Annotated in this window: 18 protein-coding genes; 3 read left to right on the forward strand and 15 right to left on the reverse strand. The window is 67.3% G+C overall.

The window, feature by feature from the left end; genetic code table 11:
• Positions 1-20: 20 nt before the first annotated feature.
• From KIP79_RS10865 to KIP79_RS10895, 7 genes are all read right to left on the reverse strand, one after another.
• Entirely contained in the window at positions 21-1,226 is a 1,206-nt protein-coding gene (locus KIP79_RS10865) for a restriction endonuclease subunit S (RefSeq protein ID WP_214104593.1), read from the reverse strand.
• Entirely contained in the window at positions 1,219-3,720 is a 2,502-nt protein-coding gene (locus KIP79_RS10870; protein ID WP_214104594.1) for a type I restriction-modification system subunit M, read from the reverse strand. The genes KIP79_RS10865 and KIP79_RS10870 overlap by 8 nt, the downstream gene beginning before the upstream one ends.
• Before the next feature lie 412 nt (positions 3,721-4,132).
• Positions 4,133-5,251, reverse strand: a complete 1,119-nt coding sequence (locus KIP79_RS10875) for a hypothetical protein (RefSeq protein WP_214104595.1) — start codon at positions 5,249-5,251, stop codon at positions 4,133-4,135.
• Positions 5,252-5,278: 27 nt separating this feature from the next.
• The gene (fxlM, locus tag KIP79_RS49365) at positions 5,279-7,321 is read right to left on the reverse strand and encodes a methyltransferase, FxLD system (protein ID WP_214104596.1); all 2,043 of its coding nucleotides are present in this window, start codon (positions 7,319-7,321) and stop codon (positions 5,279-5,281) included.
• Positions 7,322-7,339: 18 nt separating this feature from the next.
• Positions 7,340-8,599, reverse strand: coding sequence for a lanthionine synthetase C family protein (locus tag KIP79_RS10885; RefSeq protein ID WP_214104597.1), 1,260 nt, complete (start codon positions 8,597-8,599; stop codon positions 7,340-7,342).
• Positions 8,599-11,568, reverse strand: a complete 2,970-nt coding sequence (locus KIP79_RS10890) for a lantibiotic dehydratase (protein ID WP_214104598.1) — start codon at positions 11,566-11,568, stop codon at positions 8,599-8,601. The genes KIP79_RS10885 and KIP79_RS10890 overlap by 1 nt, the downstream gene beginning before the upstream one ends.
• Positions 11,569-11,633: 65 nt before the next feature.
• Positions 11,634-11,795, reverse strand: a complete 162-nt coding sequence (locus KIP79_RS10895) for a hypothetical protein (protein ID WP_214104599.1) — start codon at positions 11,793-11,795, stop codon at positions 11,634-11,636.
• 152 nt (positions 11,796-11,947) lie between these two features.
• On the opposite strand from KIP79_RS10895, the gene KIP79_RS10900 reads away from it, so the two are divergent.
• On the forward strand, positions 11,948-13,321 hold the full coding sequence (locus tag KIP79_RS10900; RefSeq protein ID WP_214104600.1) for an NsdA family TPR-like regulatory protein: 1,374 nt from the start codon (positions 11,948-11,950) through the stop codon (positions 13,319-13,321).
• A gap of 43 nt (positions 13,322-13,364) precedes the next feature.
• Here KIP79_RS10900 and KIP79_RS46785 read toward each other — a convergent pair whose 3' ends face one another.
• The 4 genes from KIP79_RS46785 to KIP79_RS10920 form a co-directional block, all read right to left on the reverse strand.
• Positions 13,365-13,844, reverse strand: a complete 480-nt coding sequence (locus tag KIP79_RS46785; RefSeq protein WP_308169663.1) for an ROK family protein — start codon at positions 13,842-13,844, stop codon at positions 13,365-13,367.
• 127 nt (positions 13,845-13,971) lie between these two features.
• Positions 13,972-14,397, reverse strand: coding sequence for a hypothetical protein (locus tag KIP79_RS10910; protein ID WP_214104601.1), 426 nt, complete (start codon positions 14,395-14,397; stop codon positions 13,972-13,974).
• A gap of 148 nt (positions 14,398-14,545) precedes the next feature.
• Entirely contained in the window at positions 14,546-15,916 is a 1,371-nt protein-coding gene (gltX, locus tag KIP79_RS10915) for a glutamate--tRNA ligase (protein WP_214104602.1), read from the reverse strand.
• On the reverse strand, positions 15,909-16,679 hold the full coding sequence (locus tag KIP79_RS10920) for a fumarylacetoacetate hydrolase family protein (RefSeq protein ID WP_214104603.1): 771 nt from the start codon (positions 16,677-16,679) through the stop codon (positions 15,909-15,911). Before KIP79_RS10920 ends, gltX begins: the two co-directional genes overlap by 8 nt.
• Before the next feature lie 170 nt (positions 16,680-16,849).
• On the opposite strand from KIP79_RS10920, the gene KIP79_RS10925 reads away from it, so the two are divergent.
• Positions 16,850-18,484: a heparinase II/III domain-containing protein gene (locus KIP79_RS10925; protein WP_308169664.1), complete on the forward strand. Its 1,635-nt coding sequence runs from the start codon at positions 16,850-16,852 to the stop codon at positions 18,482-18,484.
• A gap of 3 nt (positions 18,485-18,487) precedes the next feature.
• Here the strand turns inward: KIP79_RS10925 and cimA are convergent, their stop codons facing one another.
• The gene (gene cimA, locus KIP79_RS10930; protein WP_214104605.1) at positions 18,488-20,062 is read right to left on the reverse strand and encodes a citramalate synthase; all 1,575 of its coding nucleotides are present in this window, start codon (positions 20,060-20,062) and stop codon (positions 18,488-18,490) included.
• A gap of 223 nt (positions 20,063-20,285) precedes the next feature.
• Between cimA and KIP79_RS10935 the strand changes: the two genes are divergently transcribed.
• Positions 20,286-20,945, forward strand: coding sequence for an O-methyltransferase (locus KIP79_RS10935; protein ID WP_214104606.1), 660 nt, complete (start codon positions 20,286-20,288; stop codon positions 20,943-20,945).
• Here KIP79_RS10935 and KIP79_RS10940 read toward each other — a convergent pair.
• The 3 genes from KIP79_RS10940 to KIP79_RS10950 form a co-directional block, all read right to left on the reverse strand.
• A complete protein-coding gene (locus KIP79_RS10940; RefSeq protein ID WP_214104607.1) occupies positions 20,942-22,030 on the reverse strand; it encodes a branched-chain amino acid aminotransferase in 1,089 nt (362 codons plus the stop codon). The two genes, KIP79_RS10935 and KIP79_RS10940, sit on opposite strands and share 4 nt — an antisense overlap.
• 116 nt (positions 22,031-22,146) lie before the next feature.
• On the reverse strand, positions 22,147-23,193 hold the full coding sequence (locus KIP79_RS10945; protein ID WP_214104608.1) for a 3-isopropylmalate dehydrogenase: 1,047 nt from the start codon (positions 23,191-23,193) through the stop codon (positions 22,147-22,149).
• Between the two features lie 46 nt (positions 23,194-23,239).
• Entirely contained in the window at positions 23,240-24,157 is a 918-nt protein-coding gene (locus KIP79_RS10950) for an ROK family protein (protein ID WP_372453557.1), read from the reverse strand.
• Positions 24,158-24,463 lie beyond the last annotated feature (306 nt).

Raw genomic sequence — 24,463 nt, forward strand, 5'->3', positions numbered from 1 at the left:
AGACCCGCTCCGCCTAAGCCCTAAAGATCTTCTAGGACGGCTTCTGCCTCCGGAGTCCGAACCCGTCCGCTTAGCAGGTCATCCATGAGGCCCTGCTTAAGAAGCTGAAGTTTCTTGAGCTCCAACTCCCGTAGGTGTTTTTGCGCGCGGATACCGTCAACAATTCGAATCACGTCTCCCTGGCGATTGAGATCCGCAATGGGAACCGGGCATGCGCGGATGTCTCGCTGATTAACGCTTGCTTGGGCAATGGCACTCTTTGCCGAGCTTCGGAAGTGGCGCATTGCATGAGATGTTCCTAGCCAGGTCGCGACAAACTTAGGTATGGCAACATTGCGATTAACGCGACATCGCATCATATTTGATTCGAATACGGTGGTTTCTTGGAGGTCTCGAATCAGTGCAGATTTGCCGACGTAGTCTATGCTGTTAACTCGATTAATCAAAATGTCGTCTGCCTGGAGGGCGAACTGAACCTCTTCGCTCTTAGATAGCTTTACGCGTGGAAGAGTCTCCTGTGACTGAATCTCGCCCCGCTGGATTCTATCGATCCTGATGATTGGCGTTCCGCTGTCAGCATAGTCTGACGAAGGTTTGTATATTCCGTTCTTGGGCGTTCCAGTAAGAAGTTCGCCGATGCAGCCATTAGGAGAAATTTCAGAAAATATGCTTTCGATTACACCATCTTGCAACAACGTGACCTTCTCTACCAGGAGTTGTGAGCTCTTGATCTGGGCATCGAGAGTGTCGAGGATCTCCGCGATCCGCTGTTGCTCTACCAGGGAGGGAAGAACAATTCGAAACTTCGAGACATCTGACTCATTTACTGCAGGATAACTCGATCCAACGGCCAAGGCATCGGACTGCGTAAGGGCAGAGGAACTTAGCATCCAGTGGTAGATGAACCGAGAATTTGCTATGCCGGGTTTAGCTCTCAGAACTGCGAATCCTGTGGATGCCACTAGCAGGTCGACATTCTTATCGATATAGCCGTGCGACTGCTGTAAAGGTCTGACAGTGCCAAACAAGCAGTCGCCTCGCCTCACTCTACGCTGAGCTCGAGACGGAGCTGTGGATCGTTTATGAATATCAAGTTGATGCCACGATATAGTTCCTCGACTGACGGCGCTTAGGTCGATGTAGCGAAAATTTAGGGAGCTGGGTGTGCCAGCCCCGAGAACTTCTGGGTTGACTTCAACCACTTCTTCCAGGCGCATTTCACGCATAGCCGAGCTCCTCCAGGAAGGACTCCAAGCCAGCGGCAGCTACGTTGCGTTGGAGCTCAAGCTCACGGAGGGTGACTGCGTATTTGTCGGACCAGCCGAAGAAGGCTGATTCGAGCATTCTACGAGTGGTAGCCGTACGAGAATCGATGCGGCTGGAAAGCTGAATGCGGAGAACTTCGAGGACCAAGCCACGAAGGCCATCACGGTCAAGGGCTCCGGCAGCCATGCGGAGGCGAGGGAGAAAGTGAGTCTCCAGGGCAGCGACTCTTTTGCGGACCGCGGCCATAGCGGATCTCAGCTTCCGGAGGTCGGCCTCAGAGAGTTGGTAATCCGAGTCCGCAGACTCGTCCTCATCATCCTCGGCAGGCTTGGTCGTAGCGGCCTTGACTTGGGCGTTCAGGTCGGCGTACTGAGATTCGGCTGCCTCGAGTTCAGCGAGATAGTCGGGGATGAGCGCCGGGACGATGCGGTGCTCGCGGGCCTTGCGCTTCTCTGCTGCGATCTTCTGCTTGTCCCAGTACTCGGCCTCTTCCTCATCCAGAGCAAAAGCGGACTCGATCGTGGTGAGCCACCCTTCCACGACTCCCTCGAAGCCGTTCAGGCCCAGCGCCTTGATGTCGTACTGCGTCTCGCCCCACCAGGCGGCCACCACACCGGCCAACTCGAAACGGTCTAGGAGCTTAAGTGGCTGCAACTCCGCGACGAACGAGTCGAGCAGTTCGGCCCGGATTTCCATGACCTTCTTGGACTCGGGCAGTTCGATCAGGCGTTTGCTGTGACGCGACCACCAGTCGGAGAACGTCTCGCGGAGCCGTACCTCCGCGGGGTTGGCGAGCGACGGAAGGCGGTTGGCGGTGGACTGCCAGCCTTCGGGGAGGAAGGCGTAGTAGGCGGAGTCCTTCTCCGTGAACAGCGTGGCGGGGTCGATGTCGAAGGCCTCGAACAGGTGGGCCTTGGCGGTTACCTCGGATTTGGGGACGCCGCCGTGCAGGTGGGCGCGGACGTCCTGGGGTTCGGGCGGGGGAGTGTTGTCGACGTAGCGGCGGATGTTGAGGTTGAAGTCGTTCTCCCTCAATTCTTTGATGTCGACGACGCGGGCGAAGCCGGGGATGTCGCGGTACTCCTCGTAGGCGCCCACGATCTTCTCGGCGTGCTGCGGGTCGAGGTAGTTCTGCGCCCGGCTAGCGGTGAACTCGCGGTCGGCGTTGATGAACAGGACCTGGCCGCGGCGTTCCTTCGGCCGGGGATTCGTGCCGCGCAGGACGAGGATGCAGGCGGGGATGCCGGTGCCGTAGAAGAGGTTGGGGGCGAGGCCGATGACTGCCTCCAGGCGGTCGTCCTTGATGATGCCCTCGCGGATGTCCTTCTCCTTGCCGCCACGGAATAGGACGCCGTGCGGTAGGACGGTGGCGCCGACACCGTCCGGGGTCAGCACGGCGAGCACGTGCTGGGCGAACATGAGGTCCGCCTTCTTGCCGCTCTCGGGCGCGAAGCCGTACTTGAAGCGTTCCTTGTGCTTCATGTCGTCGGCCGAATAGTTGAGCGAGAACGGCGGATTGGTGAGCACCCGGTCGAAACGCATCAGTTCGCCGCCCTCCAGGTGCCTGGGCTCGGCGAGGGTATCGTCGTTCTCCAACTCGGCGTTGAGAATGCCGTGCAGGATCATGTTCATCTTCGAGATGGCCCAGGTGCCGCCGTTGTACTCCTGACCGGCGAGGGTCAGGTCGCGGTGGTCCCGGCCGTGCTCCTCCACGTACTCCTTGGCGTGGATGAGCATGCCGCCCGAGCCGGAGCACGGGTCGTAGATTCGCATTCCCGGCCCCGGCCTGACCAGGCGGACCATCATGCGGACTACACCACGCGGGGTGTAGAACTCGCCGCCCTTCTTGCCCGCGGAGTCGGCGAACTGGCCGATCAGGTACTCATACGCGGCGCCGAGCAGATCCGGGAACTCGAAGTCCTCGTTGCCGAGCCGTACCCGGTGGAAGTGGTCGACGAGCTTCTGGAGCCGGCTGTCGGGAATGGTCGACTGGCCGACCTTCCTCATGAAGTCAATGTGTTCCAGCACGCCCTCAAGCGCGTGGGTGTTGTGCTCTTCCAACTGGCTGAGCGCGGTATTGAGCAGGTTGCCGACGTTCTTCTCGCGGGAGTGGTCCTTGATGTACTTCCAGCGGGCCTTCTCCGGGACGTAGAAGCTGTCACCACGGTAGAAGCCGGGAGCGGCGGCCATCTGCTCGGCCTCTGTCTTTGGCTTGCCGTCAGAGACCAGCTTCTTGATGAGCTCGTCCCGGACCACGTCGAACTGGTCGGAGGCCCGCTTCAGGAAGAGCATCCCGAAGATGTACTCCTTGAACTCCGAAGCGTCCATCTTGCCGCGGAGAATGTCCGCCGCCCCGAACAGATGCCGCTCAAGCTGCGGCAACGTCAGCTTCGCCACGTGGTGGCCTCTCTTGTCGACCGGTCGCACGGATCCGATGCGGTCATCCGCCGTCATCGCGAACAGTCTCCCAAACGTGTCACAGGCGGACGCTCACTTCTTTGGTATCAACACACAGACCGTTGACAGGGACCATATCAACACGAGCAGGTTATGACCACACCCTACAAAGGAGTTGTGTCTCCTATTCACAAGATGTAGGCAGGGTGGGTCGCGAGCCCTTCAGCGGGGCTTCGCGCCGCGAAGCCCCGTGACTTCACGGGCCTTCTAACGGCCGGACATCCTGTTTGCTGTACTCCTGCCACGGGACGGCGTAGTGCTGCGCCAGGGAGCAGCCAGGTTGTACACGAGGAGAGCACAAGGTCCGCATTAGCTGCTCTCCTCACTGGCGGCGTCCCCGCATACGTCCTCCGCGCCGGGGACGTCGCCAGTACCCTCACCGTGCTAACTCAGACATGGTCAGCGCCGCTCAGTTAGACGATGAGGTGAGCGCGGCCATACTCACAGCCACACACTCGAAGACCTCGGACGGCAGTCTGCCCCGACCAAGCCCGGAGCCCCGCACTACCGCGTCGAGCGCGGCGTTCTGCCCTTCGTCCAGATTCGCCGCGCAGATTGGGTGGGCGAGCACATCGCGAGCGGCGTAACTGCCCCCAGGGGACACGGCCAAGCCCACCAGCCGGTCATGTACCGCGGTTCGCGCGTCTGGCTCATCGAGTAAGTCGAGTACGGCCAATCCAAGCCGAGTCGTGAAAGCGGCCAACTCTGGCACTTCCTCGCGGCTGAACGCCAGGTAGCGGTTGATCAGCTGCCGGGCTTGAGCAGTCGCTGTTGTTCCTTCGGACCGAAGGCACAACACAGTCAGGCAGGAAACCACCGCTTCCTCCCAGGGTTCGGTGATGTGGCTGCCGGACAGCAAATTCAGCGCCTTGTCGGATCGGCCAGTGAGACATGTGGCGAGGATCGCGATCTGGCGTCCATCCCCCAGCCGCGTACCAATGCCGCGCAACTGTTCAGCCTGAGCGTGGGCCTGCTGCCAGCGGCTGGCACGGGCGAGAGCGCGCAGGCCGTCGTTCAGCAGCACCTCCCACAGCCATTGGCAGAGCTCCCCTAGTTCGTCGGAGCGGGTGAAGTCGTGGAAGGAGACGGGGCGGCCGTCCAGCTCGGTGTCGGCACGAGTCCGGATGGCGCTGAACAGATCCTCGAGAAGCCGCCAGGCGGCCTCGCCGTCACCGTCGCGGATACGCAGCCGGGCGAGGTTGATGATGGGCTGGAGTGTCAGTTTGGCGGTGTCCAGCGGATGCGGGCGTGCCTGATGCAGGAGGTCGAACTGGTCCCAGCACCAGGCGCGGGCGAGGTCGGGCAGCCCGCAGTCGCTGGCCGTAAGAGCGGCGAGGTTGAGAGCCTCGCAGGCGCGTACGAGCATGTCCGGACCGCCTGCGGCAGCCTGGTCCGCGCGGGCCCGAATCTGGTCGGTGCGAACTTGTAGAGGACGGCCGATGACCTGAGCTCGCGCGACCAGGGGGAAGCGCCGGGCGGCTATGTCGGACAGGTGCTGAAGGGATGAAGCGTCCGGGGCGGCGGTCATCGGCTGTGCGCCTCCTTCAGGTGGGGGTCACCAGGTGATCGTCAAGCGGGTGTCCGGCCGGTCGATGCGGAATCCGGCGGGGAGCTGGTCCACCGGGGTGGTGGCGGGGTGGGTGATGATCCGAGGCCGGGCGGGCCGGTTGTGGTTCCACTGCGTCAGCAGGTCGGCCAGCCGGTCAGCGAGTGCGCGGGCGTCAGGACCATGGGCGATGACGCCCAGTTCTTTGCTGATGGGGCCGTGTTCACGTACTGCCAGGTAGGCGATGGTGCCGCCGTCATGAAGGCACGCGCCCGCCCAGCGGAGAGCGGGGGTGAGGCGGCCATCCCGGCGGGCGGCCGGGGTGACGGCAAGGCGAGCGAAGCCGGTCGTGTGGGTGGCCAGCCAGAGGTCGAGGTGTTCGACGGGTTCATGGTCGCCGACGTTCAGGCCGGTCCACAGCTGCTCGGCTGGATGGGAGAGCGCGTGTGAGAGTACTTCGGCGTCGGGCTGGTCAGCGGTGTCGACGTTCAGTGTGGCGTCGTGACCGAGACTGATGCGCGCGGCGGTGTGGGCTGCGCTGCCCCGCAGCGGCACGAATCCGCAGACCCGGGCGTGGCTACCGGTCATGGACCGGCCGTCGGCGGCAAGGTCGAAGGCGATGGAGCGGGTCAGGCCGCTGCCGTGAAGGCGCAGCGGGACGACGATGCGGCCGCCGGGAGCGAGCTGGGTCCACCAGGGCGTGGAGATGTCCCAGGCTCCGGCGGTGACCACCATCCGGTCGAAGGGAGCGGCAGGCTGCCATCCTTCGGCGCCGTCACCGCAGACGACCTCCACCCGCTCGTATCCGGCCCGCTGGAGGGCGGCGCGAGCGCGGTGGGTGAGATCTTCGTCGATCTCGATGGTGACGACGTGACCGTCGGTCCCGGTCAATTCGGCGAGGAGCGCGGCGTTGATGCCGGTCGCGGCGCCGATTTCCAGCACCTTGTGTCCAGGCTGGACGTCGAGGTCCTCGGCTTGGGTGGCTACCAGGTTCGGGTCGGAGGCCGATGAGAGGGCGCTGCCGTCTTCGGCGTACTTGGTGATCTGAACACGGGGCGCGTAGGCCTCGGCGGTGTCGACTTCGGGCAGGAACTTCTCGCGCGGCACCACGTTGAAGGCGTGTTCGACGGCCGCGGTGCGGAAGGTCCCGCGGCCTTTGATGTGTTCGACGAGCTGTCGCCGAAAGTCAGCAGGGGTCGAGGCGGTGTCGGTGTTCACCGGGCTGAAGATAGCTTTCTGTGGAGGCCAGGTCTGGTCGTTCGACAGCTTGTGCAGGGCCGTGTCGGTGCCGAGGATGACGTCGGCCGCTGTGTGGGCCAGCGCCGCTTGCACCTGCTCAGAAAGGCCTAAGCGATTCCAGGCGTACAGGACGTGGTGCGTGAGGATGGCGTGGAGACCGCGCTGGGTAACACCGGCGCGGTCGAGGTCGAACAGGCGGCGGCCGGCGTCTTCAAATGCCTGAACCCAAGCGGATGGGGCAGACGCCGCAGCGGTGGCGTGGGCGATGTCGGCGGTCAGCAGGTCGTGAACGGCCGCAGCCTGCTCTGGGGTGGACGCTCCGGGTGTGGTCCGTTCGGCGGCGACCAACTTCCAAAGATGACCTTGGTCGTACCAATCGCGGGCGGCGCCGCGCGCCATCGCGGTAACCAGAAGAAGGCCGAGCTCACGGCGATGCCCTCCGCCCGCATGGATGTAGTCCAGGACGTGGCGGCTGTCGGCATAGAACAGCTCATGGGCGGCTTCCACGACCTCAGGACCGCCGAAGACATGGACAGGAGGCTCGTAGAGGGTGTGTGCCCACCGCTCGACCTGGTCGCTTGCACCCTCGCCGAACAGACGGGCGAGAGCGTCTGCCGCCTTCTGACCGCTGTCGATGGCGGGCAGGTAGCGGATACGCCATTCGCGCCCCTTCCGGATGAACCACCATCCGGCCAGGTCTCCGTTGGTTTTCATGGCGGTCAGATGCGGTGCCCATGTGTGGGTGGCGAGCTGTTCGGCGGCGAGCCATGTGGACGTCCATACGCTGACTTCGCGCCACTGATCTGCGATCACAGCCGGGCCCCTTCTCGGTCAGGCGATCAAAAGGCTGGTTTCCCAACCTCGTCGGCTGTGCGGGGTGGCTATGGAGTGCAGGACGAGCGCGGCCCCGGCGGTGCCGTCGATCAGCCCCGTCGGCTGGGCTGGGGCACGCGCCAAATGTTGGAGGAGCGCGTCGACGACGGTCGGGAGCGACTGCCGCACGGCGGGAGATGCGGCGTCGCCTGCCGCAGCTCGCGCGGTGGCGAGCAACCCGGCCCAGCCGTGGCAGAGCCCGGCGGTGTCCAGATGCGCCAGTTGGGCGGTGTCGGCGATGCAGTCGATCAGTGCCTGCTCCGCGGCCTGAGCCTGGCTGGGGTCGTCGAGAGCGAGGGCGGCGAGTTGCAGCGCGCGGGCTATGCCCGGCGTGCCGTAGCACCACGACGGCCGTGCGGGCCCGTCGTGATGGGGACGTCCTCGCCGCAGTTCACCGAGGGTGACGCGCTCCGGCCACCACCAGCCAGCCGTGCCGTCTTGCCGCCATCGGGTCAGCCAGGCGCAGACCGTCTTCATCGCGTCGATGTGGCCATCGATGGTGACGCCGGTGTGGGCGGCGAGTGCCAGCAGCGCCAGAGGCCCGCAGATGCCGTGAGCCATGCCCTGATCAGAGTGGCCGTCGGCGAACGATTCGGCAGGCCGGGCTTCGGGCAGTCGCGAAGTCCACCAGCCGGGGGCGTCCACTCCAGCCTGGTCACGGGCGGGCATGGGCTGAGTCAGACGAACCAGATAAGAGAGGATCTCGCGCAGGTGGATGCTGTCTGGGTCACGGCGGAGCAAGTAGGCGCCGATTCCGCTCAGGCCGCGGATCAGGTCGAACTCATCCGGCTGCGGCCGCAGGCAGGCGTCCATACGACGCCTGGCCTCTTCCAGACGCCGCTCGGTGATTGCCAGGACAGCGGTGTCCAGGCGCTCCAGCAGGTCACGCGACTGATCGGCGGGAACGCCGGTAAGAAGGGCGAAAGCGATGGCGGGCGCCCCGTGCCAAAGGCCGACGCCCCCGCCGCTGGCGACGTCTTCGCGCAGCGCAACAGCGAGCCAGGCTTTCACGGGTTCCCATCCCGCTATCTGATCGAGTGCACGGACACCATGAAGGATGACGATGCCGGCGGCACCGTGAGCGAGTGACTGGCCGTCCCAGCGGGAGCTGTCCGGCCCGTACCCTGCCTCAGGGTCAGGTTCCGGCGGCGTGGCCAAGACGGCCGCGAGGTGATCAGCGACGTCTCGGACGTCGGCCGGGCACATGATGGCGGTCATTAGCTGCTTCCACGGTTGGTGAGGGTCAAGGCGATGGCGCGGGCGAGTCGATAGCAGCCCCGCTCACAGTCGCGGTCGATGCCGTGCACGCGGATGTGGTTCATATGAACCAGCGATCGGATCACCGCCACCTGATACAGCCCGGCGGAGTCCATCTCATGACGGTAGGCGGCGGCTGCTTCGGAGCGGGCAGCCCATGTCTTCGCCAAACGATCAGGTGCGAGAGTGAGGTCGGCGGCGGCGTGGATGACCTCGCGTGGCGCTGCTTTGGCGGCTCCGATGTCGCCATGGTCGATCAGCCACCGGAGCCCGGCCTGCAGGCCGCCGGCCACCCCGGCCACCAGATGAACTGTGCCCGCACCCGTCAGCTCAGACTGGGCGCCGCTGGTGCGGAGTTGTTCGAGGACGGCCGCCGAGTCGGCGGCGAACAGTTTCTCGGCGGCGGACTGGGCCGGGCCGTCGCCGTACCGGGCGGTTTCGGGATAGTGGGTGTCGAGCACAAGGTCGCCGGTAAGTCTGCTGTGGCGTAGTTGCTCAGCCCAGGTATGGAGACGGGCGATGCCCTCAGGCCCGACGTCGTGCAGGCGAAGTCGTAGATGCGGACGCGGGTCGCGGTAGCGGATGAACCACCAAGGCGTGGTGGGCGTCAGGTCCTCCAGCAGACGAGGTAGGTGGGCGGTGAGGATCAGGTCCATGGCGTCGGGGTGGGTGTAGAGCTTCGCGTACACCAGTCGGCCGCCTGGCAACACTGGCCGTTCCGGTCGGGTCATCGGCCGGGCGAACAGGTTGGGTGTCGGTGTCGGGGGGCGAGTGGAGGCGACCGGGATGACCACCTCATGAGCGCGGCCATCCAGCCAACCGTGGGTTTCGGGTGTGGACGCCTCCAGCACCGTCACCGCCTGGCCGCCTGCGGCGGCGTGGTCGAGGTAATCGCGCAGGACCTGCAAGTCCATGGGCTCGTCGAGGTCCAGACGTAGCCGCAGGTCGGAGTCGCCCACCGACACCATCTTCGGCAGCCGCCTACGTTCGCGTAGCTCCGAGAACAGCTCATGCCAGCGAGCGGGCGACACATCGCGTGCGGGCAGGTCAGCGGCAGGGACGCGCCAGCGGGCTCGTGCCAGCACGGTCCGTCCGTAGACGACTCGCGGTAGGAACGGCAGACAGCGGGCCGCTCCCCACGCGAACGGAGACGAGGCAACCACGCGGGCACGAGGGGTCTCCGACAGCAGCCGCACGATCGGGGGCATCGTGTGGCGGGCACTCGCGTTGGCGACGAACGGTTCCACCAGTTGCCGCTCGGGCAGCGACACCACGTACATGCCGGCCTTGTCGGCGGTGACCGCCAGGTCCTGCACCGTGAGCCCATCGAGCCGATGATGCTCGCCCACGCTGATCAGCGCGGGCAGTAGACGCGGCGTGCGGGTGACGTTCTCCAGATGGGGATGGCAGGGCGGATAGGACAGTTGTGCCGTCACCGCGCCCGCCACCGCTACCGGCAATCGCCGGTAGGTGCCGATTCGACGGTGCTGCTCGGCCTCCGGAAACAGGCCTGTGAACCGGCCCGCCAGGCACAGCCCGCCGCGGCTGACTCCCGATACGACCAGCCGGAAGTCACCAGCGGCCAGTGAGTCCATGGACGACGCCCATACTTCGGCGAACATCTCCAGATGCGGCGGCACCTGGAGTTCTTCGACGATTCCAGGACGCAGGCCGTTGATGAACTCGTCGTCGATGCGGACCTCATCGTTGCGATCGAGAGCGGCTTGCTGGGCGAGTGCCAGCAGCGCGGCGTCGCGAGGTGACAGCCGCTCGGGCAGGTCCTGCTCCGTGTCGGTGTAGTGGTCGGGGAAGCCCAGCCCGGTGACCTCGTTGACGAGGTCCGCCACCGGCACGATCGCGCCCACCCCGTATCGCTCCAGGAACCGGCCATGGTACGAGCGCCAGCCCGGGTGACCGTCCGGATGTGGACTGAGCCGGACCAGGGCGGACAAGCTGGCAGCCGCTTCCTCGGCCGCCGCATCCGGCAGGACGACATCGCAGCCGAGTCGCAAATCCACAACCTGTGGATGTTCAGCCTCAGCGACCCGCCGCATCTGCTCGTCCACCCCGGCGCCTCGGCCCAGGTCGGCGTGGATGTCCTCCAGTTCGGCAACGAGCCGCTTGCACGAATCGGCAGCGCCGGTGGCATGAAGTTGCAGTAGAACGTGGGCCAGCACGTCCAAGCAGGTGAGCGAGGGCCGCAAGCTGGTGACGAGCACGCCCGCGCTGATCAGGCTCGCCAGCATCGCATCGGCGTCCGAGACCGCGACATCGAACTCGTCCGCGACCCTGATGGCAAGGTCGGCGACGGTGATCGGAGAACGTGCCTGCTGGCAAATCATCCGCATCGGGGCGATCAGCCGAACGGACACCTGCGCCTCGGACTGGGATGGAGGCGAGGCATGGGGCTGTCCAGTCACGACCAGCCTGTCGCCGCGTTCCTCCGCAAGGTCGTTAAGGACCACCGGCAGACAAGCCCGAATCTTCGGGTCAGCCTCCAACTGCGCGATGATCCGTGCCAGCCACACCCCACCCGCCCGGGTATGGACCACGTGGTCCTGCGGTCGCCACTCAGCCGACGGCCGTTCGGCGAAGGCGAGAGGCGCGACCCCGGCGAACAGGCCGAACGGAGTAGCTCGGCCGCGCATCCGCAGAAGGTAGCGGGCCAGAGTCATCACCAGGCGACGAGCTTGGCGCGGACGAGGACGCCATCCGGCGACAGTCTTGGCGATGTCGGCCGCCAAACCCGGGCTGGCGATCGCGACAGCACGGGCCAGGCTGTCGTCCGCCCACACCTGGGCCAACCACGCGCACCATGCATCGCTGTCGTCGCGGGTGGGCCATGCGGGCGCGGACGGGATGGTGGCCGTGGCGCGAAACAGGGCGGCGTCGACGGGGACGTACCACCGCCGGGGACGCTGTGCGGGCATCGGTCACTCCTTGTAAGAGCGGGGTGGCTGCTCTTCCGAGGAGCCACCCCGCGGTGCCCTCCAGGTCAGCAGTCGCCGCCGGCAACGGTGTCGCAGCCGTTGTCGGTGCTGCACCTTCGCGCCTCCGTGGCGGAGCCGGTCTCGACGAGCCTCAGGTCGAGGCCGGCGAGCAGCCCCGACGAGCCAGCCTGCTCGGAGGTCGTCGTGGTCGTGGCGGTCAGGGACATCAGGGGTTCCTCCCTCTGTGACGGTGAACGCTCCTATCGGAACGCAGGCGAGGCGACGTCGGGAATTGCCTCTTACTGGCAAGCCGGTTGTCAGAGAGGCAAGCCCCAAAGGGGGCCCTTGCACGGACGCGAAGCGGTGTTACGGTGCGCTCGTGGATTCCCAGTCACGTGACGTGATCTCTGCGGAACTGCGCGCGAGAGCTGCTTACGAAAACTGGACACTCTGGCAGCTCGTGCAGACGATTTCGGGCAAAGCCGAAACTCCGACGCTGCTGATGGCATGGCGGCTGGCCTGCGGTCAGACCCAGAATGAGGTCATCACCGGCGTGCGTGTTCTTGCCTCCGACGAAGGTCGCCCATGCTCCGACGGAACTCCGTCGATTTCCCAGTACTCCCGCTGGGAGAACGGCCACATCGTTCCGGGCCGGTTCTACCGCCGGTACCTCGCGCTATGGTTCCGGGCGCCCCTGGTCCGGATGGGACTGGCGGATGAGGACCCGATCGTTACTCTGATGGGAGAGGTCCCAGAATCGCTGACCGAACCGGAGGACGCCGACGTGGATCGTCGCCACTTCTTGTCCCTCGCCGCCGCCACTCCGATCGTCTTCAGCCTCGACGGCACCCGATCACAGATGGAAGCAGGGCTCCGTCGCGTCCTTCCAGCCACCGATCTGGAGCACTGGGCCGACGTCACCGCCGGTCACGTCGCCTCTTACGGCACCATGCCACCGCAGACACTGCTCCAGGCGTTGACCCCCGACCTGCACGAGCTCGCAAACCTGACCGACCGCTACCCGCACCAGCGTGAACTCCATCTGATCGCTTCCCGGCTGTGTGGACTGGTCGGCGCCGTCAGTACTGACCTGGAGCAGGAGCGAGCCGCCCGGGACTGGCTGCACACCGCCAAGCGGTACGGCGAACTGTCAAGCAACGTCGCCCATCAGTACTGGATCGCGATGGCGCAGGCCATGAGCGCCTTCTACGGACCGACCCCTCAGACGGTGATCTCCATCGCCGACCGAGCCCGCACCAGCCTTGGCAGCGGCGCGAGCGCTCCGGCAGCACAACTCGCCGGCCTGGCTGCGCGAACGCATGCCCTTCTGGGTAAGCACGAGCAGGCAGCCCGAGAACTCGATAGCGCTCGAAGCATCTTCGATCGGCTCACTCCGGAGCAGAAGAACGAGCCGTTCTTCGGCTTCCCGGACGGGGAGATGACGATGTACGGCTCACAGGTCCTGAGCCTGATCGGCGACGACAGCGCCTGGGAAGAACAGGAGCAGGCGCTGGCCGCCTATCCCGCCGACGACCCCATGGACAGACCGCTGATCCTGTTGGACCGCGCTCGATACCTCGCGAGGAAGAACGAGCCGGACGAGGCGGCATCCGTCGCCGTATCGGCAATCACTGCTGTGCCTGAACAGCTACGAGTGCCACTTTTGATGACGCAGGTACGAAAATTAACCGACATCATCGAGCAACGTTCCGGCGACGCCGCAGACAGGCTGCGGGCGATGGTACTCGTCTGAGGTCACGTCCACGCATGGTAGGCCTCGGCTGTTAGGGCGCCCATCAGAGGAGTGCGGCTGGGTCGGCGATGATCTCTTCGATTACCTGGCCCGCCGCGCCCAGGGTGGCCGCTTCGGATCCGAGGCGGGAGACCATGATTGGTGGCACGGTTAGGCGCATCTGTCCGAGTCGGGCCTGGAGGGTTTCCGCGACCGCGCCGCCGATCCACGGGAAGAGCGGCGCGAACACGCCTCCGAGCACGATCGTCTCGGGGTCGATCAGGTTGATCGCCGAGGAGAGCGCCACCCCTAGGGCCCAGCCGGCCTGGTCGCAGGCGCGGAGCGCCGCATCGTCCCGTGCCTTCAACCGCGCAATCAAGGCGCCCACCTCGGCCGACGTGCCAGCCCCTGCCGGGACGGCGGTCCTTGCGGGGGCGGATGGGGGTTGTCCCACCCACCCACCCTCGTGACCCTCCGGGTCCGGGCCCGGCTCCGCCGGGACGGATGGGTGCCGCGAAACTCCCCCACCAGATTCCAGGCCCACGGTTTCGACAGTGAGAACGAACAGCGGAGAAGTGGGCGACCGTCAACTTTGAGGCTGTGAACGACAGACGGCGGATGTGATCGGTACATGGAGCCGCCAGGGCTGCGAGTTCAGCAGTACTCGTCGTTCACCTGTTCTCGGAACCTGTCTTCGGTGACCCTTTCGTGTGAAGATCCAGGACATCATTCGAACCTGCCAGATCCTGCAGGATCCCATCGACGTCGGAAGCGGATCCGAATAGGCGACCATCCGCGAGCTCAGCCGTCGCGTCGATCGCCGTCGGCAATGCCGGGACCATGGGCACCTCGGTCTTCGCGAATCCCCGTCCGTCGCCCAGCGTGATCCGCCCGCCGTGCCGCAGCGTGTCGTCTGGCTGTGACACCTTCCAGATCGGCTGCCGGCGCTCCCAGTCGCTCGCCGTCAACGGGGCGAGTCGCTCACCGGGACACAACACGACCACGAACCGAATCCGCCCGTCGCCGGTACGGCCGAATCCCACCGGCCGCGGTGCCGGATCACCGAGAACCGGCAGGCACCCGGCCAGGAACAGCACGCAAATCGGCAGAACGAAGCATCCTCCGCCTGCGAGCACGGCATCCGGGACTACGACCGCTCATTTGCCCGTCGATCCCACCCTCTCGCTGTCGGCCCGCCCCGGCCCCGTTCGATCGGTGGCCGGGGTGGTTGGAGCATGTGGCGTGTCAGGGCAGCTTGGACAGGGCGGCGCGTAGGCGGTCCAGGGTGCGTTCGCGGCCCAGGGACTCGATGGATTCGAAGAGGGGGAGGCCCACGGTGCGGCCGGTTATCGCTACCCGGATGGGGGCCTGGGCCTTGCCTAGTTTGAGGCCGTGTTCGGTGCCGACCTCCTCCAGGGCGGTCTTCAGGGACTCGGGGTCCCAGTTGACGGTTTCCAGGCGGGAGGCGTAGCCGGAGAGGATGTCGGCGGCGCCGGGCTTCATCGCCTTGTCCCAGGAGGGCTGGTCGTGGACGGGCTCGGTCAGGAAGAGGAAGTCCACGTTGGCGGTGATTTCGGAGAGGACCGCAACGCGGGTCTGGGCCAGGGGGGCCACCTTGGCGAAGGTGGCGCGGTCCCAGCCGGGCTCCAGCCAGGGGGCGCAGCGGTCGATGAAGATCTCCAGCGGGAGGGCGCGGATGTACTCGCCGTTGAAGGCGCGGAGCTTCTTCTCGTCGAAGAAGGCCGGGGAGAGGTTGACGTTCTTGAGGTCGAACAGCGGGACCATCTCCGACCAGGGCATGATCTCGCGATCGTCACCGGGGCCCCAGCCGAGCAACATCAGGTAGTTGACCATGGCCTCGGCCAGGTAGCCCTCGGCCCGGTAGGACTCCAGGGCGACCTTGTCGCGCCGCTTGGAGAGCTTCTGCCGCTTCTCGTTGACGATCACCGGCACGTGCGCCCAGACCGGCGGGGTGTGGCCGAGTGCCTGCCAGAGCAGCTGCTGCTTGGGCGTGTTGGACAGGTGCTCCTCGGCCCGGACCACGTGGGTGATCCGCATCTCCACATCGTCCACCACGTTGGCCAGCACGAACAGCGGGGAGCCGTCGGCGCGGGCGATGACGAAGTCCTCCATCGCATCGTTGGGGAACTCGACGGTGCCGCGCACCAGGTCCTCCACCACGGTGATGCCGGTGTCGGGGGTGCGGAAGCGCAGGGCGCCCTCGGTGCGCCCCAGATCGCGGCAGTAGCCGTCGTAACCCCGGAACTCCGACCCGGTGCGCTCCTTGACGTCATCCCGGGTGCAGGTGCAGTGATAGGCACGGCCGTCCTTGCGGAGCAGCGCGGCCGCCTCCCGGTGCTGCGCCTCGTACGCCGACTGGAAGTAGGGGCCCTCGAAGTACGGCGAGTCGCCGTCGATGCCGATCCAGGCCAGCGCGGAGATGATGCCCTCGGTCCACTCCGGGCGGTTGCGGGCGGCGTCGGTGTCCTCGATGCGGAGCACGAACCGGCCCCCCGACTGCTGCGCCAGCGCCCAGTTGAACAGCGCGGAGCGGGCCCCGCCGACGTGGAACATGCCGGTCGGCGAGGGCGCGAAGCGCACCCGTACGTCAGTCACGTGAGATCACCCTGTTGGTGAGAGTTCCGATGCCTTCGATGCCCACGCTGACCTCGTCGCCGACCTGGAGCGGGCCGACCCCGGCGGGCGTGCCGGTCAGGATGATGTCGCCGGGAAGCAGCGTCATCACGGCGGTCACGTGGGCGATGAGCGCCGGGATGTCGAAGATCAGCTGGGAGGTGCGCCCGCTCTGCCTAAGTTCGCCGTTGACCGTGGTGGTCAGCGCCAGGTCGCTCGGGTCGAGGTCGGTCTCGATCCACGGCCCGATCGGGCAGAAGGTGTCGAAACCCTTGGCCCGGGTGAACTGCCCGTCGCGTTTCTGCAGGTCGCGAGCGGTGACGTCGTTGGCGCAGGTGTAGCCGAAGATGACGTCCCCAGCCCGCTCTACCGGCACCTCGCGGCAGAGCCGCCCGATCACCACGGCCAGTTCGCCCTCGAAGTCCACCCGCTCGGAGAGCTTCTCCGGATAGGCGATGCCCTCGCCGTGGCCGATCACCGAAGTGGACGGCTTGAGGAAGATCAACGGCTCGGACGGGACCTCGTTGCCCAGCTCACGGGCATGTTCGGCGTAGTTGCGCCCGATCGCCACCACCTTGCTGGGCAGGATCGGCGGCACGATCCGCACCTCGGCCAGCGGGTAGCGCTCGCCGGTCAGCTGGATGCCGCCGAACGGGTGAGCGTCGATCTTCGCGACCACCTGGCCGCCCTCTTCGACCACGCCGAAAGCGACCCCGTCGCCCGTGGTGAACCTCGCGATACGCACGACACCCAGGCTAGTGGTCGCCCGCCACCCCTCAGGCAGCCCTGTGGATAACTCCACCCCACCACTTTCGTAGTGGAACTTGACCCAATTGACCGGATTCGGCCAGCATGATCCGCGCCCCCCGTGTGACGGAAGGAACAGGCGTGCCCGGCGGTTCCAGAGTGATTGGTGTGTTTCTACTGGCGGGAAGCCTGCTGACGGCCACCCCCGCGAGCGCGGTGGCGCGCACGCCCGAGTGCCAGGGGGACTGGTTACCCGCCACGCCCACGGCGGAGGAAGTGATGGCCGGTCAGCTCTCCTTCCTCGACCTGCCCCCCGTGAAGATCGGGGAGAAGGTCAACTGGCGCCTGGACCCGTACAAGAACCGGTCCTGGAAGATGGTCTTCCACTCGCTGCGGTGGGTGGGGCGGCTGGTGGCCGACTACGAGACCACCGGCAAGGCCACCTACCTGTCCCGGGCCACCGAGGTGGCCAAGGACTGGGTGGCCAAGAACCCGCCGGGGTCGCTGGGCACCTACGCCTGGGCCGAGCATCCGGTGGCGCTGCGGGCGCCCGCGCTGGTCTGCCTGAGCCGGCACGTGCCGGACAAGTGGCTGCGCGACAGCCTGGTCCAGCACGCCCGGATCCTGGACGACGACAAGCACTACGAGTGGGGTCACAACCACGGCCTGGACCAGGACATCGGCCTGCTCACCATCGCCTGCCGGTACGGCAACGCCGCCTGGCGCAAGAAGGCGGTCAGCCGCATGGAGAAGACCACCAAGCTGGACGTGGACGCCGAGGGCGCCCTGCGCGAGCAGGCCCCGCGGTACGCGGTGTACTTCCACGACCGCCTCCGGGTGGCCATGGACAAGCTCAAGGACTGCGGCGTCAAGATCCCCGAGAGCCTGGCCAGGCGCTGGGACAAGCTGCCCGAGCACATCAGCGCGGCCACCCAGCCCGACGGCTTCCTGGTCCCGCTCGGGGACGGCCCCGCCGACGTGCAGCCGGCCGCCTACGACCGCCCCGACTCGCTGGTCCAGATCTACAAGGCCGGGTACGTCTTCGGCCGCACCGCCTGGGGCGACCGGGAGTCGGCCTACTACTCCATCAGGTTCGGCCCCGGCCTGAAGTTCCACGGCCACGAGGACCACCTGGGCGTCACCTACTACGCCCAGGGCCGCAACATCCTCACCGAGGCCGGATTCCACTCCTACGAGAACACCGCCTACCGCCGCTGGACGATCACCCCGGAGGCGCACAACGTGCCCATCGTGGCCGGGAAGAAGTTCAGGGGCCGGATGGCCACCGCGCTGATCCGCAGGTCGATCGGCAAGGACCGGCAGTCCTTCACACTCACCGACACCGCGTACGGCACCCGCCGCACTCGGGCGGTCCTCGTCAACCATGACAAGAAGGACGTCATGGCCGTGTACGACACCGTCGCCTCGGGCAAGGTCCGCAACCTGTGGCACCTGGCCTCCGGCCTGAAGGTGGTCTCCAACGGCGGGGGCCGGGTCGTGGTCAGCCACGGCGACGGCGGCTGGAAGGCGTCGATCGTGCAGCTGGCCCTGCCCGGGTGCAAGCCCGTCTCCGGGCAGCAGGTGGTCAGCGGGCAGACCAACCCCTACCAGGGCTGGATCTCCTCCTCGTACATGAAGAAGGAGGCCGCCCCCGTGGTGCAGTCGCCGGCGGCGACCGGCCTGCTCACCATCGTGGTGCCGGGCACCGACGACCCCGCGGTGTCCTGCTCGGGCCGGACCGTCATCGTGCGCACTCCCAACGGCCCGGCCACGTTCAAGATGTCCGGCAAGGACCTGGTCTAGAGGTCAGAGGCTGTAGCCGGCGCGGAGCAGGCCGAACGTCACGGCCTGCTCCAGGGCCTGCCAGGACGCCTCGATGATGTTCTCGTCCACGCCCACCGTGGCCCATTCGGCGCCCGCGTCGCTGGAGGTGACCAGGACCCGGGTGACCGCGTCGGTGCCGTGCGTGCCCTCCAGGATGCGGACCTTGAAGTCGATCAGCTCCACCGCGGCCAGCTCGGGGTAGAGACCCTCCAGGGCGGTCCGCACCGCCTTGTCCAGCGCGTTCACCGGGCCGTTGCCCTCACCGGTGGCGACGATGCGCTCGCCCTTGGCGTGCAGCTTGACGGTGGCCTCGCTGACCACCTCGCCGCCCGGGCGGCGCTCCACGATGACCCGCCAGGACTCCACCGAGAAGTGCCGGAGCCGCTCGCCGTGCACGCTGTCGCGCAGCAGCAGTTCGAAGGAGGCGTCGGCGGCCTCGAAGGTGTACCCGCGGGACTCCAGCTCCTTGACCCGCTCCACCAGGGTGCGGGCCTGGTCACCGGTGAGCTGGTAGCCCAGCTCGCGGCCCTTCAGCTCCACCGAGGCCCGCCCGGCCATGTCGGAGACCAGCATGCGCATGTCGTTGCCGACCTCGGCCGGGTCGATGTGCTGGTACAGGTTGGGGTCCACCTTGATGGCCGAGGCGTGCAGGCCGGCCTTGTGCGCGAACGCCGAGGTGCCGACGTACGGCTGGTGGGAGTTGGGGGTGACGTTGGTCACCTCGGTGATGGCGTGCGCGATCCGGGTCATCTCCCGCAGGGCCTGCGGCGGTACCAGCTGGAAGCCGCGCTTGAGCTGGAGGTTGGCGACCACGGTGAACAGGTTGGCGTTGCCGGAGCGCTCGCCGTACCCGTTGGCGCAGCCCTGCACGTGGCTGGCGCCGGCCCGGACGGCGGCCAGCGTGTTGGCGACCGCGCAGCCGGTGTCGTCGTGGCAGTGGATGCCGATCCGGGCCGAGGTCTGGACCGCCTGGTGCACCACGTCGGCCAGCTCGTCGGGGAGCATGCCGCCGTTGGTGTCGCAGAGCGCGATCACCGACGCGCCCGCCTCGGCCGCGGTGCGGATCACCTCCAGCGCGTACGCCGGGTTGGACTTGTAGCCGTCGAAGAAGTGCTCCGCGTCCAGGAACACCCGCTGGCCCTCCGCACGCAGGTGGGAGACCGTGTCGCGGATCATCGCGAGGTTCTCCTCAAGAGTGGTGCGGAGGGCCAGTTCCACGTGCCGGTCGTGACTCTTGGCAACCAGGGTCACGATCGGCGCGCCGGATTCGCGCAGTGCGGCGACCAGAGGGTCGTCGGCCGCCTTCACACCGGCTCGGCGGGTCGCGCCGAACGCGGCGAGCTGCGCGTGCTTCAGGTCGAGCTCGGTCTGAGCCCGCCGGAAGAATTCGGTGTCCTTGGGGTTGGCGCCCGGCCAGCCGCCCTCGATGAAGCCGACGCCGAGCGCGTCCAGATGCCGCGCGACGGCGAGCTTGTCGGCGACCGAAAGGTTCAGCCCCTCCTGCTGCGCACCGTCGCGGAGGGTGGTGTCGTACACGTGGAAAGTGTCATCAGCCATGGTGGGATGTCGTCTCCTTGTAGGAGGTCCTGCCAGCTCGCTCAAACAAAAAGACCCCTCACGGGCGTGAGAGGTCTGCGCGCCGGCGGTGTCCTGTCAGCCGGCGCGCCTGCCAATAATGAGCAGACAGTAAGACATGATTCTCTGGAGTCTGCCATACGATCCGCCATCCGGCACATTGATCTCAGGATCCGAGATGTGCGCGCGTCGTAGGCTGGCCGTCATGACCACGTTGAAGGCGTCCTACACCGACCCCTCCGTGCCCGCGTACGTCGCCGCCCACGCCACGCAGCCCGACCAGCTGCTCCGCGAACTGGCGGTGGAGACGGCCGCGATCGCGCCGGACAACATCTCCATGCAGATCGCGCCCGAGCAGGGCGCCCTGCTGACCATGCTGGTCCAGCTCACCGGCGCCAGGCTGGCCGTGGAGGTGGGCACGTTCACCGGCTACTCCTCGATCTGCATCGCCCGCGGCCTGGCCCCGGACGGCAGGCTGATCTGCTGCGACGTGAGCCAGGAGTGGACGGCGGTGGCCCGGCGGTACTGGGAGCGCGCCGGGCTCACCGACCGGGTGGAGCTGCGCCTGGGGCCCGCGCTCGGCACGCTCACCGCGCTGCCCGAGGACGAGCCGGTCGACTTCGCCTTCATCGACGCCGACAAGGCCGGGTACCCGGACTACTACCGGGAGCTGGTGCGCCGGCTCGCGCCCGGCGGCCTGATCTGCGTGGACAACACCCTGCAGGGCGGGCGCATCACCGACCCCGGGGCGGGGGGCAACGTGCCCGCCATGCGGGCCTTCAACGACCTGGTGACAGCCGATCCGCGGGTCGACTCCGTGCTGGTGCCGATCGCGGACGGGCTGACGCTGATCCGCAGGCGTTAGCAGATCTTGTGCACCCAGCCGTGGGGGTCGGGGCGGGTGCCGTACTGGATGCCCAGCAGTTCCTCGCGGACCCGCATGGTGACCGGGCCCGGCGTGCCGTCGCCGATCGTCCACTCCCGGTCGGCGCCCTTGACCGAGCCGACCGGGGTGACGATGGCGGCGGTGCCGCAGGCGAAGACCTCGGTGATCTCGCCGGAGGCGCAGCCCGCCTGCCACTCCTCGATGGTGATCTTGCCCTCTTCGGCGGTGAGGCCGAGGTCGGCGGCGAAGGTGAGGATGGAGTCGCGGGTGATGCCGGCCAGCAGGGTACCGGTCAGCGGCGGGGTCACCAGGCGGTCACCGCGGACGAAGAACAGGTTCATCCCGCCCATCTCCTCCACGTGGCGATGCTCGAAGGCGTCCAGCCAGACGACCTGGTCGCAGCCGTTCTGGACGGCCTGCCGCTGGGCCACGAAGGCCGCCGCGTAGTTGCCACCGCACTTGGCGAACCCGGTCCCGCCGGGGGCTGCCCTGGTGTACTCGGTGGACAGCCAGACCTTGACCGCCTTCACGCCGCTCGCGAAGTAGGAGGCCGACGGCGAGGCGATCACCATGTACCGGAAGGTCTTGGACGGGTAGTTCACCCCCATGCCCACCTGGGTGGCGATGGTGAACGGCCGCAGGTAGAGGCTGTGCCCCTCGGTGGTGGGCACCCAGTCGCGGTCGGCCTGCACCAGCAGCTCCAGCGACTCCACGAAGACCTCCTCCGGCAGTTCCGGCATGGCCAGCCGGGCGCAGGACCGGTTGAACCGGGCAGCGTTGGCCAGCGGCCGGAAGGCCACGATGGACCCGCCCGCCTGCCGGTACGCCTTGAGCCCCTCGAACACCTCCTGCGCGTAGTGGAAGACGGAGGTGGCCGGGTCAAGCACCAGCGGCCCGTACGGCTCGAGGCGCGCGTCGTGCCAGCCGACGCCCTCGGTGAAGTCGATGGAGACCATGTGGTCGGTGAAGGTCTGCCCGAAGCCCGGGTTCGCCAGCACCTGTTCCCGTTCTGCCGCGCTCCGCGCGTTCGGGTTGGACCGCTGGTCGAAGCTGAGCTGGCTCATGATTCCTTCTCTCTACACGCTGCTAAACGAAACTTAAGCCATATGGCGGGGAACAAAAAAGCGCATGACGGCCCATTGTGGGCCATCATGCGCTGAGTCTGCTGGGGTGGCCGGGGCTACCCGGCTACTCGCGCGGCGATGTCGTCGCCGATCTCGCGGGTCTGCCGCCCGGTCCAGGCGCCCTGCCGTTCGACCAGGTCGTCGGCGACCGCCTGCTCCACCCGGGCCGCCGCCTCGGTGTGGCCGAGGTGGTCCAGGAGCATGGCGACGCTGAGGATGGTCGCGCTGGGGTCGGCCTTGCCCTGGCCGGCGATGTCCGGCGCGGAGCCGTGCACCGGCTCGAACATGCTGGGCGCGGTGCGGTCGGGGTTGATGTTGCCGCTGGCGGCCAGGCCGATGCCGCCCGCGATGGCGGCGCCGATGTCGGTGATGATGTCGCCGAACAGGTTGTCGGTGACGATCACGTCGAACCGGTCAGGCTGGTTGACGAAGAACATCGCGGCCGCGTCGACGTGGCAGTAGTCGGTGGTGACCTGGGGGTACTCCTCGGCCACCCGGTTGACCGTGCGCTGCCAGAGATCGCCGGCGTAGGTGAGCACGTTGGTCTTGTGGACCAGGGTGAGCTTGCGGCGCTCCCGGCCGGCGGCCTTCTCGAACGCGTAGCGGACCACGCGCTCCACGCCGTGGGCGGTGTTCACCGAGTCCTGGGTGGCGATCTCCAGCGGGGTGCCCTTGCGGAGCACGCCGCCGGCCCCCGCGTACGGCCCCTCGGTGCCCTCGCGGACGACGACGATGTCGATGTCGCCGGGGAGCGCCTTGCCGAGCGGGGTCTCCACGCCGGGGAAGAGCTTGACGGGGCGGAGGTTGACGTAGTGGTCGAGCTGGAACCGGAGCTTGAGCAGCAGGTCGCGCTCCAGCACCCCGGGCGGCACGCTGGGGTCGCCGACCGCGCCGAGCAGGATGGCGTCGTATCCGCGCAGCTCATCCAGGACGGCGTCGGGCAGGGTCTCGCCGGTCGCGTGGTAGCGCCTGGCACCCAGGTCGTAGCTGGTCCGCTCGACCTTCAGGCCGACCGCGTCCAGCACCTTCAGGCCCTCGGCCACGACCTCGTTCCCGATCCCGTCGCCGGGGATCACCGCCAGCCGGATGATGCTCGAATCCATGCCGGTCACCTTACCGGTCCATCTCGGAGATCGAGCACATGTCTCATCATACGAGCGCAACGGTTCGCTCAAAGACCAGGTCACGGGCGCTGGCCAGGCCGACCGCCAGCGCGCCGAGCAACACCGCCTCCGGCCCGGTGGAGGACAGCTCGATGCGCGGCGGGCGGAGCGCCACCAGTGCCGCCAGCCGCCGCGCCACCGGCCCGGCCAGCAGGTCCCCCGCCTGGCCGCCGATGCCGCCGCCGAGCACCACCAGCTCGGGGTCGAGCACGGCGGTCACCCCGGCCAGCGCGTGCGCGATGTGGTCCACCTCGGCGGCCACCACCTCGGCCGCGACCGGGTCACCCGCGCGGGCCGCGTCGAAGACCTCCTTGGCGGTCCCGGCCGCCAGCCCGAGCCTGCCCGCCAGCGCCACCACGCCGTCCGCGCCGGCCACCGACTCGAACATGCCCCGCCCGGGGTTGACCAGCGGGTCCCCCTCCCCCACCGGCAGGTACGAGATCTCCCCTGCCGCGCCGCGGGAGCCCCGGTAGAGCTTGCCGTCGATGACCACGCCCATGCCGATGCCGGTCCCGATGGACACGAAGACGAAGTGCGCCACCTCGCGGCCCAGCCCGTACGCGCCCTCGCCGACGGCGGCCAGGTCCACGTCGTTCTCCACCACGTACGGCCCGGCGGCGACCTCGGCCAGCCGGTCCACCGCGCCGGGGTCCTCCCAGCCGGGCAGGTTGGGGGCGAGCAGGAGGGCGCCGGTCTCCTTGTCGTGGATGCCGGGCGTGCCGAACACGGTCAGCGTGACGTCCTCGCGGGTCAGCCCGGCCGATTTGATCAGCTCCGTGGCGATGTCGCCGAGTTGGGCGACCAACTCGGCGCCGGCGGGCTCGTCCCGGCGGGCCACCACCTGCCCGACCAGGTCGGCGAGCGCGAGCCTGACGTAGTGGCGGCCGATGTCCACCGCGAGCACCCAGCCGGCCTGCGGGCGGATCTCGTAGAGCAGGGCGGCGCGGCCCGCGTTGCCGGTGCGCAGGCCGACCGGGCGGACCAGTTTGGCGCGCTCCAAATCAGCCAGTGCGACGGAGATGGTCGGTTTGGAGAGGCCGGTGGCCTGGGCCAGCTCCGGCCGGGAGACCCGGCCCATCCGGAAGATCTCGCCGAAGACCGCCCGCTCGTTCATCACCCTGAGCAGGCTCGTCGTGCTGGCGGTCGTCTTGGCGGCTCCGCCGCCGATGCTCACCACATCCCCAGATTGACACATTCGCCCGGGTTGCGA

The sequence above is a fragment of the Acrocarpospora catenulata genome (assembly GCF_018476525.1).
Lineage (GTDB): Bacteria > Actinomycetota > Actinomycetes > Streptosporangiales > Streptosporangiaceae > Acrocarpospora > Acrocarpospora catenulata.